General features: G+C 71.2%; 13 protein-coding genes. 6 read left to right on the top strand and 7 right to left on the bottom strand.

Annotated elements, in window-relative coordinates:
* Nucleotides 1-107 precede the first annotated feature (107 nt).
* Both Q0444_RS08080 and Q0444_RS08075 read right to left on the bottom strand, forming a co-directional pair.
* A complete protein-coding gene (locus tag Q0444_RS08080) occupies nt 108-1,433 on the bottom strand; it encodes a class I SAM-dependent RNA methyltransferase (RefSeq protein WP_299022815.1) in 1,326 nt (441 codons plus the stop codon).
* Nucleotides 1,430-3,421 (bottom strand): APC family permease, encoded by a 1,992-nt coding sequence (locus Q0444_RS08075; RefSeq protein ID WP_291084925.1) that lies wholly within the window; start codon nt 3,419-3,421, stop codon nt 1,430-1,432. Before Q0444_RS08075 ends, Q0444_RS08080 begins: the two co-directional genes overlap by 4 nt.
* A gap of 113 nt (nt 3,422-3,534) precedes the next feature.
* On the opposite strand from Q0444_RS08075, the gene Q0444_RS08070 reads away from it, so the two are divergent.
* Both Q0444_RS08070 and Q0444_RS08065 read left to right on the top strand, forming a co-directional pair.
* Nucleotides 3,535-4,197, top strand: coding sequence for a TrkA family potassium uptake protein (locus Q0444_RS08070; RefSeq protein ID WP_291084823.1), 663 nt, complete (start codon nt 3,535-3,537; stop codon nt 4,195-4,197).
* A gap of 91 nt (nt 4,198-4,288) precedes the next feature.
* Complete coding sequence (locus Q0444_RS08065; RefSeq protein WP_291084928.1) at nt 4,289-4,948, top strand: TrkA family potassium uptake protein; 660 nt, start codon at nt 4,289-4,291, stop codon at nt 4,946-4,948.
* Between the two features lie 7 nt (nt 4,949-4,955).
* Here the strand turns inward: Q0444_RS08065 and Q0444_RS08060 are convergent, their stop codons facing one another.
* Nucleotides 4,956-5,717, bottom strand: a complete 762-nt coding sequence (locus tag Q0444_RS08060; protein WP_291084826.1) for a hypothetical protein — start codon at nt 5,715-5,717, stop codon at nt 4,956-4,958.
* A gap of 47 nt (nt 5,718-5,764) precedes the next feature.
* Here Q0444_RS08060 and Q0444_RS08055 point away from each other — a divergent pair, with 47 nt between their 5' ends.
* On the top strand, nt 5,765-5,953 hold the full coding sequence (locus Q0444_RS08055; RefSeq protein ID WP_291084829.1) for a hypothetical protein: 189 nt from the start codon (nt 5,765-5,767) through the stop codon (nt 5,951-5,953).
* 48 nt (nt 5,954-6,001) lie between these two features.
* A complete protein-coding gene (gene hrpA / locus Q0444_RS08050) occupies nt 6,002-9,916 on the top strand; it encodes an ATP-dependent RNA helicase HrpA (RefSeq protein WP_299022809.1) in 3,915 nt (1,304 codons plus the stop codon).
* 13 nt (nt 9,917-9,929) lie between these two features.
* On the opposite strand, the gene nrdR is transcribed toward hrpA, so the two are convergent.
* Both nrdR and Q0444_RS08040 read right to left on the bottom strand, forming a co-directional pair.
* Nucleotides 9,930-10,385 (bottom strand): transcriptional regulator NrdR, encoded by a 456-nt coding sequence (nrdR, locus tag Q0444_RS08045; protein WP_291084835.1) that lies wholly within the window; start codon nt 10,383-10,385, stop codon nt 9,930-9,932.
* 114 nt (nt 10,386-10,499) lie between these two features.
* Nucleotides 10,500-10,886 carry a hypothetical protein gene (locus Q0444_RS08040; protein WP_299022806.1) on the bottom strand — a complete coding sequence of 129 codons (387 nt, stop codon included), beginning with the start codon at nt 10,884-10,886 and terminating at the stop codon, nt 10,500-10,502.
* Nucleotides 10,887-11,115: 229 nt separating this feature from the next.
* Between Q0444_RS08040 and lexA the strand changes: the two genes are divergently transcribed.
* A complete protein-coding gene (lexA, locus tag Q0444_RS08035; protein WP_291084841.1) occupies nt 11,116-11,784 on the top strand; it encodes a transcriptional repressor LexA in 669 nt (222 codons plus the stop codon).
* 41 nt (nt 11,785-11,825) lie between these two features.
* Here the strand turns inward: lexA and hflX are convergent, their stop codons facing one another.
* Nucleotides 11,826-13,274 carry a GTPase HflX gene (gene hflX, locus Q0444_RS08030; RefSeq protein WP_299022803.1) on the bottom strand — a complete coding sequence of 483 codons (1,449 nt, stop codon included), beginning with the start codon at nt 13,272-13,274 and terminating at the stop codon, nt 11,826-11,828.
* Nucleotides 13,275-13,339: 65 nt separating this feature from the next.
* Nucleotides 13,340-14,224 carry a diaminopimelate epimerase gene (gene dapF, locus Q0444_RS08025; RefSeq protein WP_291084847.1) on the bottom strand — a complete coding sequence of 295 codons (885 nt, stop codon included), beginning with the start codon at nt 14,222-14,224 and terminating at the stop codon, nt 13,340-13,342.
* Nucleotides 14,225-14,342: 118 nt separating this feature from the next.
* Between dapF and Q0444_RS08020 the strand changes: the two genes are divergently transcribed.
* Nucleotides 14,343-16,523 carry a malate synthase G gene (locus Q0444_RS08020; RefSeq protein ID WP_291084849.1) on the top strand — a complete coding sequence of 727 codons (2,181 nt, stop codon included), beginning with the start codon at nt 14,343-14,345 and terminating at the stop codon, nt 16,521-16,523.
* Nucleotides 16,524-16,837: the final 314 nt, after the last annotated feature.

The raw sequence follows: 16,837 nt of genomic DNA, 5'->3' as shown, positions 1-16,837 counted from the left end.
GTCCCTTCCCGGACCGGCACCCCGTTGGGTCGAATCGTCAGTCTACGGGGAGAGCCCGCACCCTCGCCGGTGGGCGGCGGGCAGACCCGCTCCACCGGCTCCGGAGGTCACCTCGCCCGCGGTGAATCCAGCACCGCCAGGCCCTCCACGTGATGGGTTCCCGGGAACGCCGCCACTCCCCGCAGGTCAACGAGCGTCCATCCGGCGTCCACGAGCACCCCCACGTCACGAGCGAGACTCGCGGGGTCGCACCCGACGTGGACGATCCTCGACCGCGTCCGGGCGGCCAGCGCGGTCATCACGGGGATCCCCGCCCCGCCCCGCGGCGGATCCAGGACCACCAGGTCCGGTCGGTCGGCCGGGTCCCTGTCTCCCGCGGACTCCTCGAGGAACGACTCGACCCTCGCGAGCACGGTACGCGGCGCGACGTCGGCGCCCAGGGCCGTCTCCACCGCCCCCAGTGAGGACCGGGCGGATTCGACCACCGTGACCCGCGCGTCGGGCGCGACGTCCAGCACGGCGGCGGAGAAGAGCCCGGCGCCACCGTAGAGATCCCACACCGTCGGCCGGTCCGGTAGCCCCGGAGCGCCGGTCACGGCGGTGCCGACGAGTCCGGCGTAGTGGCCGGCCGCCGAGCGGTGTGCCTGCCAGAACGCGTCGATCGGCAACCGCCAGGCGTGCCCGCCCACGCGCCGGACGACGGTGGACGGACCGGCCACGGTCTCCCACGGCTCGGCCCGCGAGTGCCGGGCCCTGGCCCGGGTGGCCGCGGCGTGCCCGGACCGCCGGTCGCGACCCCGCGGCGCCTGGTCGGTGAGGGGTCGACGCGCCAGATGCACCTCGCCGTCGTCCCCCAACACCCCGAGGATCTCGCGGTGCGGTCCCACCGCGGCGGCCCGGACCGCCTCCAGGAGCCTCGGGTCGGCCTGGACGCACGGCTGCGTCACCAGCTCGCGGGACCTGGCCCGGCGGACCCCGGGGACTCCGTCGGGCCCGCTCACCCACCGGGCGACCGTCCGCCACCCGGTGACCGCGCCGTCCCCGGCCGGGACCTCGACCGGGACGGACTCCCCGGGCACGGTGATCCGACCGATCCGGCCGGCCTGCTCGGCGAGGATCCGGCCCGAGAACCCCCTCGCCGCCTCCGCCCGGATGTGGCTCCAGTCGCAGCACCCGGCGCCCGCCGCCGCCGCCGGACAGTAGGTCTCGATCCGGTCCGCGGACGCCTCGACCACCCGCTGCACCGTGCCGCGGCAGAAGGAGCGCCCGGGGTCGCCGTCGACGCGCACGTCGACCACCTCCCCGGTGATCCCGCCCCGGCAGAACACCACGCGCCCCTCGTGTCGGGCGACGAACTCCCCGCCCTGGGCGGGTCCCTCGACACGCAGCCGGAGCACCCGCCCGGTCCAGTCGATCTCGTGCGTGCTCGTCATTCCGCCTCCGGTCCGGCCCATCGGCCGACGATCGGTTCGTCGCCCACCTTCTCCGCCCGCCCGTCGGAGGAGGACAACTGCCACGGCACGCTGGTGACCATGACCCCACGTTCGTACAGCAGGCGGGACTTGAGACGCAGCGCGCTCTGGTTGTGGAGCAGATGCTCCCACCAGTGGCCCACCACGTACTCGGGGATGTAGACGATCACGACGTCTCGCGGTGAGCGCTCCCGCAGCCGCTTGACGTAGTCGACCACCGGCCGGTTGATCTCCCGGTACGGGGACTCCACCACCTTCAGCGGGACCGAGATCCGGCTACTCTCCCACTCGCGCACCAGCGCGCGGGTCTCCGCGGTGTCGATGCTCACGGTCAGCGCCTCGATGGTGTCCGGCCTCGTGGCCCGCGCGTAGGACAGGGCCCGGAGCGTGGGCAGGTGAAGTTTGGACACCAGCACCACGCAGTGGGTCCTGCTCGGCAGGACCACCTCCCACGTGGAGTCCTCGAGTTCCCGGGCGACGGTCGCGTAGTGGCGGTGGATCAGCTTCATCACCACGAACACCGCGGTCATCGCGAGCACCGCGATGTACGCGCCGGCGAAGAGTTTGGTGATGATCACGATGACGAGGACGGATGCGGTGAGCACGAACCCGATGACGTTGATGACCCGGGATCGCAGCATCCGGCGACGGACCGCCGGCACCTTCTCGTCCGCGAGGTGTCTGGTCCAGTGCCGGATCATCCCGAGCTGGCTCAGGGTGAAGGCGACGAACACCCCGACGATGTAGAGCTGGATGAGAACGGTGACCCTGGCCTCGAAGACCACCACGAGCGCGATCGCCGCCACGGCGAGCAGGACGATCCCGTTGGAGAACGCGAGTCGATCCCCGCGGGTCGCCAGCTGCCGGGGCAGGTAGTTGTCACGGGCGAGGACGGACCCGAGCATCGGGAAGCCGTTGAACGCCGTATTGGCGGCGAGCACCAGGATCACGGCGGTGACCGTCATCACCACGTAGAACGCGATCGGGAAACCGGCGAACACCGGCTCGGCCAGCTGGGCGATCATCGTCTTCTGGTGGTAGTCCGCGGGCGCACCCACCAGCTGCCGGGCCGGGTCCTCCGCGACGCGGACGCCCAGTTGTACCGCCAGCGCGATGAGTCCGAGCAGGAAGGTCACGGCGATCACGCCGAGCAGGAGCAGCGTGGTGGCCGCGTTGCGCGACCTCGGCTTGCGGAACGCCGGGACCCCGTTGTGGATCGCCTCGACGCCGGTGAGCGCGGCGGAGCCGGAGGCGAAGGACTTGGCCACGACAAACGCGAGGGCGAGCCCGGTGACCGCTCCGCCGTGCGTGGAGACGAGGTCGAAATTCGCCGATTCGGCCTGCAGATCCCGGCCCAACACGTCGACCTGGAACAACCCCCACACCACCAGGACCGCCATCGAGGCCATGAACGTGTACACGGGTATCGCGAACGCCGCCCCGGACTCCCGGATCCCCCGCAGGTTGACCGCCGTGACGAGCACGATCGCGCCCACCGCGAACAGCACCTTGTGGGTGTTGACGAACGGGATCGCCGAGCCGATGTTTGCGGCGGCCGCCGAGATCGAGACCGCCACCGTTAGGACGTAGTCGATGAGGAGCGCCGCGCCCACCGCCAGGCCGGCGTTGGGGCCGAGGTTGACGGTGGCCACCTCGTAGTCGCCGCCCCCGGACGGGTAGGCGTGGACGTTCTGCCGATAGCTGGCGATGACCACCACCATCACCACCGCGACCGCCAACCCCACCCACGGGGCGAAGGCGAGCGACGCGAGCCCCGCCACGGACAGCACCAGGAAGATCTCCTCCGGGGCGTAGGCCACCGACGACAGGGCGTCGGAGGCGAACACCGGCAGCGCGATCCTCTTGGGCAGGTGGGTGTCGCCGAGCGTGTCGCTGCGGAAGGGACGCCCCAGCAGGAGGCGCTTGGTTCCCACGGAGGCCTTGGAGATCCTGGACACCGACACATCCTAGGACCCCGCGCGCCCCGGGGACAGCGCCCGCGACCGGAGTAGCGTTGTCCCACGGGTCCGCGACGGGCGGACCGTGAGGAGTGGGACTCGCGATGAGGGTCATCATCATGGGCTGTGGGCGCGTCGGGGCGGCGCTCGCGACCGAGCTCGACGCCTGCGGCCACGACGTCGTGGTGATCGACCGCGAGCAGTCGGCGTTCGCACGGCTCGCCGAGGACTTCGGCGGCCGCACCGTGACAGGGGTGGGGTTCGACCGCGCGGTCCTCGAGTCCGCCGGCCTCGACGGCGCCGACGCGTTTGCCGCCGTGTCCTCCGGCGACAACTCCAACATCATCGCCGCGCGGGTCGCGCGCGAGACCTTCGGCGTCGAGCGGGTGATCGCGCGGATCTACGACGCGGGCCGGGCCGCCGTCTACGAGCGGTTGGGGATCCCGACCGTCGCGACGGTCCCCTGGGCCACCGGCCGACTGGTCCGGTACATCACGTCCGGCTCGAGCCCCGTGGTCTGGCGGGACAAGACCGGATCGGTGGCCCTGGTCGCCCTCACCGCGCCCCCGGTGTGGGTCGGCACCCCCGTCGACGACCTCGCGGCCGTCGCCGGGGGCCGGGTCGCCGCGATCTCCCGCTTCGGCGAGTGCCGGATCCCCGACCGGGACACCCTCGTCCAGGCCGATGACCTGCTCCACCTGGCCGTCCCCGCCGGGGCGGTCGACGGACTCGACGACGCACTGGAACGAGGTCCCGCCGATGACTGACCGGCGCACACCCGACGGAACCGTTCCCGACTACGCGGATGGGTCCGGGCTGCTGAACAACGCGCCGGCCAGACCGGTGCCCGCCACGAGCATGCGTGTGGTGGTCGCGGGGGCGGGGGTCGTGGGACGCTCCATCGCCCGGGAGCTCCTGGCGAACAACCACCACGTGACCCTCATCGACAGACGTTCCACCGTGTTCGACCGCGACGAGGTCCCCGGCGCGGATCAACGCATCGGGGACGCCTGCGAGCTGAGCTTCCTCGAACAGCTCCGCGTGGAGCGGGCGGACGTCGTGGTGGCCGCCACCGGTGACGACAAGGTGAACCTGGTCGTGAGCCTCCTGGCCAAGACCGAGTTCGCCGTGGCCCGCGTGGTCGCGAGGGTGAACGACCCCCGCAACGAGTGGCTCTTCGACGACAGGTGGGGCGTCGACGTTGCCGTCTCGACCCCCCGGCTGATCGTCTCGGTCGTGGAGGAGGCGGTCTCGGTGGGGGACGTCGTCCGGCTGATGACGTTGCGGCGCGGGGGGGCCAATCTGGTGAGCGTGACCCTCCCCGACCAGACCCCGCTGGCCGGGCGACCGGTCTCCCGCGTCCGCCTCCCCCGCGACGTGGCGCTGGTGGCGATCCTCCGGGGCGGACGGGTGATCGTGCCCGAACCGGACGTGCCCTTCGAGTCCGGCGACGAGCTGCTGGTGGTGGCGCCCGAGGACGCGGAGGCGGCCCTGTGTGAGTCGGTTCGCTGCGGGTGAGGGGGCCTCACCGGGCCCGGACGGTGCTCGTGGGCACGGTCACCGCGATCTCCCGCCCGTAGTCCCAGCCCGGAGCCAGGGGCAGGTCGTCGCCGCTCCAGAATCGGCCAGGGTCGTACCAACTGGCGTTCCCCGCCGGCATGAGGATCCCCATCGCCTCGAGCGTGGCGCCCACGACCTCCGCGCAGTAGGCCGCCTCCATGCGCAGCGCCGGGCGTGGGTCGGCCTGCCTGCGCCACGGCAGGCCGATCCACCGGCGGCGCGACGCCTCGTCGTCGTCGTCTCCTCCGGACCCGGATCCCGCTCCGGCGTCCCGGTGGGCCGGGGCCCGTCCCCGCGCCGCCCAGCGCCCCCTCGCCCACCGCGCGGTGAGGCGTCCCGCCGACGGGAAGGACACGCCGTTCAGGCGGGCGATCGACTCCAGGAGCGCGTCCTCCTGCACCCGTCCGACCTCCGGGGAGAGCTGTCGGAGCCACGCCCGCTGCCCGTACGGCCCCGTCCACTGGAGGACCGCCTGCTCCAGGTCGTGGAGCTGGACCCCGCGCTGCCGGCGACCGGTCCACACGTCGGTGAGGGCGCGCCCCATCTCCGCGTGCCACAGCAGGGGCGGCATGTCGTCCAGGACGACCGCCACCCCGACGTGATTGACGGGAGCGTTGGTGAGGGTCTGGATCAGCCGATCGGCGGTGGTGCTCCCCCGGAACAGCCAGAGGTCCCCCGTGCGGGTCCGGTGGGCCGCCGCGGCCAGGGGGACGGTGTCGAGGCTCATGGTGCGATCCTGCCAGGCGTCGTGGCCACACGACCTACGCTCGCCCCATGGCTCCCCGCGGACGGCAATGGCTCAAGGTTCTCGGCGCGGCCGGGGTGATGGGGGTCGCCGCGAGCGGACTCCTCGCCGCGCGGACGGAACGACGACGTCGCGCGTACGAGCCGGAGGAGATCAGGGAACGCCTCCACGAGCGGTATGCCCGGATCCAGTCCCGCCGCGAGAGCGGCGCGGACTGAGACCGCGGTCGGCGTCCGCGCCGACCGACGATTATCCTTGCGGACACCATGTCACCCTCCCCCGTGTCCGATCCCGAACTCCGCCGGGCCCGGCACGAGCTCCTGCGCCGACTCGACGACGTCGGCAACGTCGACGCCCACCGGCTCCGCCCCAGGATCCGCAGGGCCCGTGCCGACCAGATCGACGCCCTCGGGCTCCAGATCTCCACCGCCTCCGAGCGGCTCCGCCGTCGCGCGGAGTCCGTCCCCACGCCCCGCTATCCCGAGCAGCTCCCGGTCAGCGCCCGCAAGGACGAGATCGAGGCGGCGATCCGGGACAACCAGGTGGTGGTGATCGCGGGCGAGACCGGCTCCGGCAAGACCACCCAGATCCCCAAGATCTGCCTCGGACTCGGGCGCGGCGTCCGCGGGATGATCGGCCACACGCAACCCCGCCGGCTCGCCGCACGTTCCGTGGCCGACCGCATCGCCGAGGAACTGGACGTGGAGATCGGCCGACTGGTCGGCTCCGCGGTGCGATTCGACGACCGGACCAGCCCGGACACGGCCGTCAAGGTGATGACGGACGGCCTGCTGCTCGCCGAGATCCGGCGGGACCGGCTCCTGCGCGCCTACGACACGATCATCATCGACGAGGCCCACGAGCGCAGCCTCAACATCGATTTCCTCCTGGGATACCTGCGGCAGATCCTCCCCCGGCGACCGGATCTCAAGCTCATCATCACCTCCGCCACCATCGACCCCGATCGCTTCGCCCGCCACTTCGCCGACCCCGCCGGCCGCCCCGCGCCGGTGATCGAGGTCTCGGGGCGGACCTTCCCGGTCGAGGTCCGCTACCGCCCTCTCCAGGTGGAGCACGGCGACCGGGTGGTCGACGTCGACCCACTGGACGGACTCGCGGACGCGGTGGCCGAACTCCTGGCCGAGGGTGACGGGGACATCCTCGTCTTCCTCTCCGGAGAGCGGGAGATCCGCGACGCCGAGGAGGTCCTGCGGGGCCGCAGGTTCACGGCCACCGAGATCTTCCCGCTGTTCGCCCGCCTCACCACCGCCGAGCAGCAACGCGCGTTCCGGCAGCATTCGACCCGGCGCGTGGTCCTGTCGACCAACATCGCCGAGACCTCGGTCACCGTCCCGGGGATCCGGTACGTCGTGGACACCGGCCTCGCCCGCATCTCCCGGTACTCCACCCGCACCAAGGTCCAGCGCCTGCCCATCGAACCCGTCTCCCGGGCGTCCGCCGCGCAGCGCGCAGGTCGGTGCGGCCGCGTCGCGGACGGCATCTGCATCCGCCTGTACTCGCAGGAGGACTTCGAGTCGCGGCCCGAGTTCACCGACCCCGAGATCCTGCGGACCAACCTGGCGTCGGTCATCCTGTCGATGGCGGACCTCGACCTGGGCGCGGTCGACGACTTCCCGTTTGTCGAACCACCCGACCGCAAGGCGGTCCGCGACGGCATGACGTTGCTCACCGAGCTGGGCGCGCTCCGGATCGACGACGACGAGCGCCCGCACCTGACCAAGGTGGGACGTGAGATGGCGGCGCTGCCCCTCGATCCCCGGTTGGCCCGGATGGTCGTGGAGGGCCACCGCAACGGGTCCCTGCAGGACGTGCTGGTGGTGGTCGCGGCGCTCACCGTGCAGGACGTGAGGGAACGGCCCGCGGAGGAGCGCGACAAGGCCGATCTCCTCCACCGCCGGTTCGCGGACAAGTCCTCGGATTTCCTGGGTTACCTCAACCTGTGGCGGTACCTCACCGAGCAGCGCCGCGAGCTGTCCGGCAGCGCCTTCCGGAAGATGTGCAAGGCCGAGTACCTGCACTGGCTGCGGATCCGCGAATGGCAGGACCTCACCGCTCAGCTGTCGAGCATGTGCCGGGAGCAGGGCTGGCACCCGCCGTCCGGCCACGCCGCCGAGGACGACCTGCACAAGGCCATCCTCTCCGGCCTGCTCACCAACGTGGGCACCCGGGACGAGGAGGCCCGCGAGTTCCGTGGCACGCGCGGCATCCGGTTCCAGGTGTTCCCCGGCTCGGACCTCGCCCGCAAGCCGCCCCGCTGGGTGATGGCCTCCGAACTGGTGGAGCCCTCCCGCCTGTGGGCCCGGGGCGTCGCCCGGATCGACCCGGGATGGATCGAACAGCTCGGGGGGCACCTGGTCCGCACCCAGTACTCCGAACCCCATTGGTCCGACGCCCAGGGCGCCGCGATGGCGTACGAGAAGGTCATGCTGTTGGGGTTGACCGTGATCGAGGCCCGCCGCATCCTGCTGTCCCGCGTCGACCCCGCGCTGGCCCGCGAACTACTGGTCCGCAACGGGATCGTCGAGGGCCGCTGGAGCACGCGGGTCCCCGTGATCGTGGAGAACGCGGTGGCGGTCGAGCAGGCGCGGGAACTGGAGACGCGGAGCCGCCGCCGCGGCCTGGTGATCGACGACGAGCAGCTCGTCGCGTTCTACCTCGACCGGCTCCCCGCCGACCTCACCTCGGGACGACACCTCGACTCGTGGTGGAAGAAGGAAGGCCACGCCGACCCGGATCTGTTGCGTCTGCGCCCGGAGGACATCCGGTTGTCGGACACCGCGCCGGCCGCCGCCGACTTCCCGCCGTTCTGGAGGCAGGGCGACAGGAGCTTCGAGCTGCACTACGCCTTCGACCCCGGCGTCGACGCCGACGGGATCACCGTCCGGATCCCGCTGCCGCAGCTCTCCTCGGTGACGACCGCCGGCTTCGAGTGGTTGGTCCCCGGGCTCCGCGAGGACCTCTACACCGGGATGCTCCGGACCCTGCCCAAGTACCTGCGCCGCCTCTGTTCCCCACCGGCCGAGTTCGCCGCCCTGCTGGCGGGGGACGTCACCCCCCGGTCCGCGCCGCTGCCCGTGGCGCTCGCCGGGGCGCTCTCGGCACGGATCGGGACGTCGGTCGACCCGCGGGACTTCCACCCCGACCAGCTCCCGGATCACCTCAGGATGCGGTTCGAGGTGGTCGACGGCGAGAAGGTCGTGGCCGCCGGAACGGACCTGGCGCTGCTCCGGACGCAACTGGTGAACGAGGTCCGATCCACCCTCAACGCCGGGCTCGTGCGTGACGACGGTCCCCATCGGGAGTGGACCCGCGACACGATCGGCGATCTGGAGCCCTCGATCTCCGGGGTGGTCGACGGTGTCGACGTCACCGTGTACCCGGCCCTGCGGGTGCGGGCGGACGGGATCCACCGGATCGCGTGCGCCACGGAGGACGAACGCCGCACCGCCCAGGCCGCCGCGGTCCTCACCCTGATTTCGAGCGGCCTGCTCTCGGCCGCCTCGATCACCCGCGGTCGGCCGCTCGAGCACCGTCTCGCTGTCACCCAGTACCCCCACGGCGGAGCCGAGGGACTCGTCTCCGATGCGTCGCTGGCCGTGTGCGGGCGGATCATCGCGCGACGGAAGGGGGCGCCGGTGCTCACCGTGGCCGAGTACTCGGCACTCCGCGACGCGGCCAGGTCCGAAGGGCCGGGGGCGATCACCTCCGCGATCTCCGCGGCGCTCCCCGCGCTGGTTGCCGCCCAGTCGGTCGCGGCGCGCATCGAGCTGGCCCCCCCGGACGTCGCCGACGCGGTCAGGCCCTCGCTGGACTTCCTCGTGGGCAAGGGGTTCCTCGCCCGTCATCCGGCGGAGATGCTCCCGCAACTGGAGCGCCACGTCCGTGCGGTCGGCCTCCGTGTGGACATGGCCGAGAAGTCACCTGGTCGGCATCGGGAGCTCACGGCCCGGCTCGCGGAGTCCGAGGCCACGGTCGCTGACGCCGCCACGGTCCTGCGTCGGCGGCCCGGCGGGGCCCGTGCAGCGAGGGAACTGCGATGGTTGCTGGCGGAATACCGGGTGGGACTCTTCGCGCAGTCCCTCGGGACGGCACGACCGGTCTCCGCGCAACGGATCGACAAGACCGTCGCCGCGGCGCTCGCCCCCCGGCCGAGTCGCTAGGACTCGGGGCCGGTCAGGATCCGGAGTGCCGTTGGCGCAGCGCGACGATCTCGCGCTCGAAGTCGGCTGCGGAGCTGAACTGCTTGTAGACCGACGCGAAACGCAGATAGGCCACCTCGTCGAGGTCCTGGAGGGGACCGAGGATGGCAAGACCGATCTCGTGCGCGGGGACTTCTGATGCCCCGCCCGCCCTCACGGCGTCCTCGACCTGCTGTGCGAGCCGCCTGAGCGCGTCCTCGTCGACCGCGCGTCCCTGACACGCGCGCCGAACACCCCGCACCACCTTGTCGCGACTGAAGCTCTCGGTGACGCCGTTGCGCTTGAGGACCGTGAGCAAGGGGGTCTCCAGGGTCGTGAAGCGATGTCCGCACTCCGGACACTCCCGGCGCCGCCGGATCGCCTGCCCCTCATCGACCGAACGGGAGTCGATCACCCGGGAATCCTCGTGGTGGCATGTCGGGCAGTACATTCCAGCTCCACCATTCGTCGACCGGGTGAGGGCATCTCCCCCGACCGCGGCCCGGCTCCATGCCGGGACGGCGGTGCGCCGTCCCGCAGCCATTCTAGGAGGCGACACACCGGATCACGCGTAGGCGGGTCCGCCGAGCAACGCGAGCGCCAGAAGCATGATGAACCCGAACGCCACTCCGCAGGCCACCAGGACCCAGGTCGGCACGTCGTCGACCACCGGCGACGCGGTGGGCTCCTGCACGTGACACGCCCTGACCTGCCCGGCGGACGCGGGGCGGACCAGCACCCGGCGGCCCGGGGCCACCGGCCGCGTGGCCGCCGGACGGCGACGGCCGCCGGGCCGGGTGTCGGGGACCGCACCGAGATCCGCCCGCGGACGGGACCGTCCCGACATCGACATCGACATCGACATCGACATCGACACACGGTGCTCGGTGGCGCAGACCTCGCTCCACCGCAGGGCCGGACCCGACTGCGACTGCATCTCCAGAACCGACATGATGACTCCCAACTCGATACGGTGTACGAACTCACTTCGCACATCCGTGTGCACTTCTCTGCACATCTGTTCGAACTCGAACGTGACTAGAGTTGTATCACGCGGGTCCGACAGAGTCACCATTCCGACGGAAAATTCTTCGAACATGTGTGTGGCGCACGGGCCGGATGCAGGTTAAGGTGTACACAGAGATCAACGTCGAACACCCATTCGCTGAAGGGACCAGCACATGGCCAAGCCTGACTTCGAAGCCCTGACACCTCGTCAGAAGAGCGTTCTGCTCCATATCCACGACACGGTCAAGGACCGCGGGTATCCCCCGAGTATCCGCGAGATCGGCGACGCGGTCGGGCTCCAATCCACCTCGTCGGTCGCGCATCAGCTGCGGACCCTCGAGAAGAAGGGCTTCCTGACACGGGACCCCCACAAGCCGCGCGCCGTCGATGTCCACGGCGTCCCGGGACAGCGCGCCAGGGGTCGTCGGACGCCCGCCTCGGAGGAAGCCCGTCCGAGCGGTGCGGTCGAGCCCGTCTACGTGCCCGTGCTCGGACGGATCGCCGCCGGCGGGCCGATCCTGGCGGAGCAGGCGGTGGAGGAGGTCTTCCCGTTGCCGACTGATCTGGTCGGATCGGGCGACCTGTTCATGCTCAGGGTGGTCGGCGAATCGATGATCGACGCGGCGATCTGCGACGGCGACTACGTGGTGGTCCGCCGGCAGAACGTGGCCGACAACGGCGACATCGTCGCGGCGATGATCGACGGGGAGGCCACCGTCAAGACGTTCCGCAAGGACTCGACCGGGGTCTGGCTGCTCCCCCACAACCCGTCGTTCCAGCCGATTCCCGGGGAACACGCGACCGTCCTGGGCAAGGTGGTGACGGTGCTACGCAAGCTCTGAACCCACGCATCGGCGACCGCCGTCTGCCCCGCGAGTCCGGGTCAGGCGGCGCCGTCGCGTGAGTCCACGGCGACGAACTGCTCGAGCTCGCCCGCCACGGAGGCGGGCAGGCGGACGACGATCCGGGTGCCGTCCTGCGTGTGCTGCTCGTCGATCACCGCTCCCGCCGCATGGACCCGGGACACCACGTCGCCTCGCGTGAAGGGGATGACGAGGGTCACCTCGGTGTCCCCCGAGGCCACGATCTGCATGATCCGTCCCATGAATTCGTCCATGCCCTGACCCGTGACCGCCGAGACGAAGACCGCCTCCGGGAGGGCGTGGTGGAGCTCGGTGAGCACCACCGGATCCGCGACGTCGACCTTGTTGATCACCACCAGCTCCCGCGGCTGCTCGGCGTTCTGTTCCTCCACGACGTCGTGGATGACGGCACGGACGGCCTCGATCTGGCGCAGCGGGAAGGGGTCTGAACCGTCCACCACGTGCAGCAGCAGTTCGGAATCGACCACCTCCTCCAGCGTCGAGCGGAAGGCCTCCACGAGCTGGGTGGGAAGGTGTCTGACGAAGCCGACCGTGTCCGTGAAGACCACCGCCCGGCCGTCGGGAAGCTCGGCGCGTCGGGTCGTGGGATCCAGGGTGGCGAACAATGCGTTCTGGACCAGGACGCCGGCACCGGTGATGTGGTTGAGGAGACTCGACTTGCCGGCATTGGTGTAGCCGGCGATCGCGATGGACGGCACCGGGGTCGCGCGGCGACGGTGACGCTTGGTGTCCCGGGCCTGCTTCATCCCCTTGATGTCGCGCCGCAACCGGGCCATGCGTTCACGGATGCGCCGGCGATCGGTCTCGATCTTGGTCTCACCGGGGCCGCGCAGGCCCACCCCTCCGTTGGCGCCGGCACGGCCACCCGCCTGGCGGGAGAGAGCCTCACCCCACCCGCGCAGGCGCGGGAGCATGTACTCCATCTGTGCCAGCGAGACCTGGGCCTTACCCTCCCTGCTGGTGGCGTGTTGGGCGAAGATGTCGAGGATCAACGCGGTGCGGTCGACCACCTTGACGTTGACCGCCTTCTCCAGGGCGATGAGCTGACCGGGCGTGAGTTCACCGTCACAGATCACGGTGTCCGCGCCGGTCGCCTCGATCACCGCCTTGAGCTCCTTCGCCTTGCCCGAGCCGATGTACGTGGCGGGGTCGGGCTTGTCGCGGCGCTGGATCAGCGCGTCGCACACCTCCGAGCCCGCGGTCTCGGCGAGCTGGGCGAGCTCGGTCATGGCGGCGTCCGCCAGTGCTGCCGAACCCTCGGTCCAGACGCCCACCAGGACGACGCGCTCGAGCCGCAGTTGCCGGTACTCCGCGTCGTTGACGTCCTGGAGCTCGGTGGACAGACCCACGGCGCGACGCAGCGACGAGCGTTCCTCGAGCTGGAATTCGCCGACCGAGGGATCGTGGTCTCGTGTGGCCCGGTCATGGGCGGTGTCATCGATAGTCATTCGGGGCCATCTTCTCACATTCCTCACGGTGGCGCGTCCGTGAGATCACCGCGGGCGGGGGCGCCTCACCGCCGGAAACGGCCGTCCGCGACGATCACCGAGGGTCCGGTGAGGTCGGACCGCCCGTCCCGGACCCTGACCGCGACCTCGCCGCCGGGCACCGCCACCAGCACGTCTCCCGACTGCTCTCCCGCGTCGGCCAGCGCCGCGACGGCGGTGGCGACGATCCCGGTGCCGCAGGACATCGTCTCCCCTGCGCCTCTCTCGTGGACCCGCATCAAGACGCGGCCGTCGGCGAGCGGGGTCGCGATCTCGACGTTGACGCCCTCGGGGAAGAACGCGGTGTCGAACACCGGGGGCTCGTGGACCGCGAGCGCCTCCAACGCGGCGGCATCCAGACCCGGCACGACACAGGCCAGGTGGGGGTTGCCCATGTCCACGGCGAGGCCCGCGAAGGACCGGTCGCCGAAGCCGGCGGAGGAGACCCCGAGGAGGCGGGGTTCGCCCATGTCGACGCGGACGACCGCGCGGTCGCCGTCGTAGGTGACGACGTCGGCGGGGCGCGGGCCGGACCGGGTCCCGACGGGGATGGGTCCGGCCTCGGCCCTCCCCGTCGAGACCAGGGCATGGGCGAACACCCGGACCCCGTTGCCGCACATCTCCGCGACCGACCCGTCCGCGTTGCGGTAGTCCATGAACCAGTCGTCGCGCCCTACGCCCGTCGGCAGCCCGTCGAGGACCCCGCGGTCGACCAGGGCTCCGGCGCGGGCGATCCGGAGGACGCCGTCGGCCCCCACCCCGGCCCGACGCGCACAGAGGGCTCGGACGAGGTCCGCGTCCAGGTCCAACTCCGCCGCGTCGTCGGCGAGGATCACGAAGTCGTTGAGGGTGCCGTGTCCCTTGAGGAACGCGATGCCGTCGGCAGTCGCGGTGCGGTGAGCTGAGGTCATGACCTGAGATCCTACTGAATTCCCAGCCCGTTCCGCCCTGCGGAAAACCCGGATGAACCCGGGGCGGGGGCGCACTAGAGTCGACAGGAGAACGATCCCCTATCTGAGGAGAGCATCGATGTCCGAACGCATCACCGTCGGCGGTATCCAGGTGGACGCGGTCCTGTACGACTTCGTCAACACCCAGGCGATTCCGGGCACCGGGGTCGACCCCGACTCGTTCTGGACCGGTGCCTCCGAGATCTTCGCCGACCTCGCCCCCCGCAACCGGGAGCTGCTGGAGTTCCGGGATGAGCTCCAGTCGAAGATCGACGCCTGGCACCACGAGAATCCGGCTCCGTTCGATCCCGCCGCCTACAAGGCGTTCCTGCAGGAGATCGGCTACCTCGTCCCGGAGCCCGACTCGGTCACCGTGCTCACCGAGAACGTCGACGCGGAGATCGCCACGGTGGCCGGCCCGCAGCTGGTCGTGCCGATCATGAACGCCCGGTTCGCGATCAACGCCGGCAACGCGCGGTGGGGTTCGCTGTACGACGCGCTCTACGGCACCGACGCCATCCCGGAGAGCGACGGTGCCGAGCCCGGTTCCACGTACAACAGGGTGCGGGGCGACAAGGTGATCGCCTGGGCCCGCGAGTTCCTCGACGACGCCGCCCCCCTCGAGACCGGCAGCCACGTCGGCTCGACCGGATACACCGTGGTCGACGGAGCGCTTCGGGTGACGCTCGCCGACGGCTCCACGACGGGCCTGGGCCAACCGGAGAAGTTCGTGGGATACCTCGGCGAGCCCTCCGCGCCCACCTCCGTCCTCCTCCGCAACAACGGGCTCCACATCGACATCCGGATCGACGCCGACTCCCCGATCGGTTCGACCGACGCGGCGGGCGTCAAGGACGTGGTGTTGGAGTCCGCCGTCTCGACGATCATGGACTTCGAGGACTCCGTTGCCGCCGTCGACGCCCGCGACAAGACTCAGGGGTACCGCAACTGGCTGGGTCTGATGAAGGGCGACCTGTCCGAGGAGATCAGCAAGGGGGGTCGGACCTTCACCCGCGTCCTCAACGACGACCGGGTCTACACCTCGCCCGACGGGTCCGGCGAGGTCCGGCTCCACGGCCGCTCCATGCTCTTCGTCCGGAACGTGGGCCACCTGATGACCAACCCGGCGGTGCTCGACGCGGAGGGCAACGAGATGCCGGAGGGCATCCTCGACGCGCTCGTCACCTCGCTGGCCGCCATGCACGGCATCGCGGAGGGCAACGAGCGCGGCAACAGCCGCTCCGGCTCGATCTACATCGTCAAGCCCAAGCAGCACGGCCCGGCCGAGGTCGCCTTCACCACCCGGTTGTTCGGCCGGGTGGAGACGCTCCTCGGTCTGCCGGCCAACACCCTCAAGGTGGGGATCATGGACGAGGAGCGCCGCACCTCGGTCAACCTCGCCGCCTGCATCGCGGAGGCCACCGAGAGGGTCGTGTTCATCAACACCGGCTTCCTCGACCGCACGGGCGACGAGATCCACACCTCCATGGAGGCCGGCCCGATGATCCGCAAGGGCGAGATGAAGGCCGCGCACTGGATGACCTCCTACGAGGACTTCAACGTGGACACCGGCCTGGCCTGTGGCCTGCGGGGCCGCGCCCAGATCGGCAAGGGCATGTGGGCCAAGACCGATCTCATGGCCGAGATGCTCGCCGAGAAGATCGGCCAGCCGAGGGCCGGCGCCAACACCGCGTGGGTCCCGTCCCCGACCGGCGCCACCCTCCACGCGACCCACTACCACCGGGTGAACGTCATGACCCGCCAGGAGGAGCTCCTCGCCGCCGGCCCCCGCGCCAGCGTCGACGACGTGCTCACCATCCCGCTCGCCCCGGACACGGACTGGACCGCCGAGCAGAGGAAGGAGGAGGTCGACAACTCCTGCCAGACCATCCTCGGCTACGTCGTCCGCTGGGTCGAGCAGGGCATCGGCGTCTCCAAGGTGCCCGACATCCACGACGTCAACCTCATGGAGGATCGCGCCACCCTGCGGATCTCCTCCCAGATGCTGGCCAACTGGATCCGCCACGGCATCATCACCGCCGAGGACGTCGAGGACTCGCTGCGCCGGATGGCGGCGATCGTCGACGGGCAGAACGCCGGCGACGACGCCTACCGGAACATGGCACCGGACGTCGAGGGGTCCATCGCCTGGCAGGCCGCCCGCGAGCTGATCCTCGAGGGCACCTCGCAGCCGTCGGGGTACACGGAGCCGATCCTGCACCGCCGCCGCCGCGAGTTCAAGGCCGCCAACGGCCTGTAAACGCCCGGCGTCGCCCACCGGATCCGCTGCTCTCCCCCGCGGGGAGCAGCGGATTCCGCGTGTCCGGGGCGCGGCGGACGGCGTGGGCGACCCGCCTCAGGAGGCGAGTCCGGCGACCGCCGCGCGCAGCACCGCGGCGGCCGCGGCCCGCCGCGCCCGGGGGAACCGGGCCGCCGGCCCGGGGCCATCGGCGGGCCTTTGCCCGGATGGGGCGCCGCCGCGGCTTCCCGCCCCCCCCCCCCGGTCGCCCCCACCCACCCCGGGGTTCGGCCCCCCCCCCCGGGGCCCCCCGCCACAGCTTCGCACGGATCGCG

This window comes from uncultured Dietzia sp. (genome assembly GCF_937873725.1).
Lineage (GTDB): Bacteria > Actinomycetota > Actinomycetes > Mycobacteriales > Mycobacteriaceae > Dietzia.
The sequence above is the reverse complement of the archived record's forward strand: the minus strand, read 5'-3'. Positions and strand labels throughout refer to the sequence as shown.

Bases quoted from the DNA above. Each gene is read 5' to 3' on its own strand.
- Q0444_RS08080 (WP_299022815.1), bottom strand. From the start codon at position 1,433: ATGACGAGCACGCACGAGATCGACTGGACCGGGCGGGTGCTCCGGCTG.
- Q0444_RS08070 (WP_291084823.1), top strand. From the start codon at position 3,535: ATGAGGGTCATCATCATGGGCTGTGGGCGCGTCGGGGCGGCGCTCGCG.
- Q0444_RS08065 (WP_291084928.1), top strand. From the start codon at position 4,289: ATGCGTGTGGTGGTCGCGGGGGCGGGGGTCGTGGGACGCTCCATCGCC.
- Q0444_RS08060 (WP_291084826.1), bottom strand. From the start codon at position 5,717: ATGAGCCTCGACACCGTCCCCCTGGCCGCGGCGGCCCACCGGACCCGC.
- Q0444_RS08055 (WP_291084829.1), top strand. From the start codon at position 5,765: ATGGCTCCCCGCGGACGGCAATGGCTCAAGGTTCTCGGCGCGGCCGGG.
- hrpA (WP_299022809.1), top strand. From the start codon at position 6,002: ATGTCACCCTCCCCCGTGTCCGATCCCGAACTCCGCCGGGCCCGGCAC.
- nrdR (WP_291084835.1), bottom strand. From the start codon at position 10,385: ATGTACTGCCCGACATGCCACCACGAGGATTCCCGGGTGATCGACTCC.
- Q0444_RS08040 (WP_299022806.1), bottom strand. From the start codon at position 10,886: ATGTCGGTTCTGGAGATGCAGTCGCAGTCGGGTCCGGCCCTGCGGTGG.
- lexA (WP_291084841.1), top strand. From the start codon at position 11,116: ATGGCCAAGCCTGACTTCGAAGCCCTGACACCTCGTCAGAAGAGCGTT.
- hflX (WP_299022803.1), bottom strand. From the start codon at position 13,274: ATGACTATCGATGACACCGCCCATGACCGGGCCACACGAGACCACGAT.
- dapF (WP_291084847.1), bottom strand. From the start codon at position 14,224: ATGACCTCAGCTCACCGCACCGCGACTGCCGACGGCATCGCGTTCCTC.
- Q0444_RS08020 (WP_291084849.1), top strand. From the start codon at position 14,343: ATGTCCGAACGCATCACCGTCGGCGGTATCCAGGTGGACGCGGTCCTG.